Genomic DNA, 2,088 nt, shown 5'->3' on the forward strand with positions numbered 1-2,088 from the left:
AGCGGTCGAGGTTGACCGCGTACATCTGGCGGAGCGCGCGGTCCTTGATGCGCGCGACGATCGGCGCGGCGGCGTCGAGCGCGGCGAGCCGCCCCTCGGTGGTGTTCAGGTCGTGCTCGCCGATCTTGGACCGGACGACGAACTCGAACAGCGGGGTGCGCGAGGCGACCAGGTCGCGCACGGAGGCGTCGCCGTGCTGGACCCGCAGGTCGCAGGGGTCCAGGCCGTCCGGCTGGACGGCCACGAAGGTCTGCGTGACGAACTTCTGCTCGCCCTCGAACGCGCGCAGCGCCGCCTTCTGCCCGGCCGCGTCGCCGTCGAAGGTGAAGATCACCTCGCCGCGGAACTCGTCCTGGTCCATCAGCAGCCGGCGCAGGATCTTGATGTGCTCGTCGCCGAAGGACGTCCCGCAGGTCGCGACGGCCGTCGGCACCCCGGACAGGTGGCAGGCCATCACGTCGGTGTAGCCCTCGACGACGACCGCCTGCCGGGACCGCGCGATGTCCTTCTTCGCCAGGTCGGCGCCGTACAGGACGTTCGACTTGTGGAAGACCGGCGTCTCGGGGGTGTTCAGGTACTTGGGGCCGTCGTCGTCCTCGAAGAGCTTGCGCGCGCCGAACCCGACGACGTCGCCGGACAGGTCGCGGATCGGCCACATCAGCCGGCCGCGGAACCGGTCCATCGGGCCCCGGCGGCCCTCCTTGGCGAGGCCCCCGGCGATCAGCTCGGCGTCGGCGAACCCGCGCCCGCGCAGGTGGCGGACCAGGCCCTCCCACTCGCGCGGCGCGAACCCGACCCCGAACCGCTCGGCGTCGGCGGCCTCGAACCCACGCTCGGACAGGAACCTGCGGCCGATCATGCCGTCGGGCGCGCGCAGGTTCTCGGCGTAGAACTCCGCCGCCGCGCGGTGCGCCTCGACCAGCCGCGCCCGCTGCCCGGACTCCTGCCGGGGCTGGAACGCGCCGCCCTCCTCGTACCGGAGCCGGATCCCGGCCTTGGCGGCCAGCCGCTCGACGGCCTCGGTGAAGGTGAGGTGGTCGATCTCCTGGACGAACTTGATCACGTCGCCGCCGGCCCCGCAGCCGAAGCAGTACCAGAGCCCGCGGGCCGGGGTGACGTTGAACGAGGGCGACTTCTCGTCGTGGAACGGGCAGAGCCCCTTGAGGTTGCCGCCGCCCGCGCTTCGCAGCTGGAGGTACTCGCCGATCACGGCGTCCAGCGATGACCGCTCGCGTACGAGCGCTATGTCCTCATTGCGAATCCGGCCTGCCACAGCGAACGAGTCTAGGCGCGCCCCCGGACATTCCGTGCCGCCCGGCCTCGATCCGCTCCGGTCCGCCTTCCGGGTGATCACCGGCCCGCCGCCTGGCCGGGCCGCGGGCCCCGGGAGGATCAGCGGAGGATGCGGTCGAGGCGGCGGAGCGCCTCCCGGATGCCGTCCGAGGTGATCGCGCCGTAGCCGAAGACCAGGCCGTTCAGCGGGGGCTCGGTGACGGCGAAGCCGGACAGCGGGAAGAGGGCGACGCCCTCGGCCTCGGCGGCGCGCACGGTCTCGGCGTCGGACGGCCCGGAGAGCGTAGCGCTCAGGTGCAGGCCGGCGGCGCTCGGGACGGCGGTCAGGCGGCCCGCGAAGGCGGAGCCGAGGGACTCGGCGATCAGCTCGTGCCGCTCCTCGTAGACCCGGCGGGAGCGGCGGATGTGCCGGGCGAGCAGGCCCTCGTCGATGAAGCGCGCCAGCGCCGCCTGGACGGGCGGGTCGCCGTGCCAGGACGTGACGTACCGGGCCATCCGGAACGCCTCGTGCAGGGCGGGCGGGGCCACCAGGAAGCCGAGCCGCAGCACCGGCCGCATGACCTTGGAGAACGTGCCGAGGTAGAGGACGCGGCCGTCCTCGTCCAGGGACTGCAGCGGCTCGACCGGACGGCCGCCGTAGCGGAACTCGGTGTCGTAGTCGTCCTCGATGATCACCACGTCCCGGCGGCGGGCCCAGTCGAGCAGCGCGCGGCGGCGGGCCAGCGACATCGGCATGCCCAGCGGGAACTGGTGCGAGGGGGTGAGGTAGACGGCGCGGGCGTCGTCCGGCAGGGC

2 protein-coding genes are annotated in these 2,088 nt (G+C 73.3%); both read right to left on the minus strand.

All coding sequences use genetic code 11. The features are described 5' to 3' along the window. Positions 1-1,273: DNA primase (dnaG, locus tag AB0J52_RS37680; protein ID WP_500187757.1), on the minus strand; the 1,273-nt coding region annotated here is incomplete at its 3' end. A gap of 119 nt (positions 1,274-1,392) precedes the next feature. After that, the coding region (locus AB0J52_RS37685) for an aminotransferase-like domain-containing protein (RefSeq protein ID WP_500187759.1) at positions 1,393-2,088 on the minus strand (696 nt) is incomplete at its 5' end.

Origin of the sequence: Spirillospora sp. NPDC049652 (assembly GCF_040675125.1) — a bacterium.
Taxonomy (GTDB): Bacteria; Actinomycetota; Actinomycetes; order Streptosporangiales; family Streptosporangiaceae; genus Spirillospora.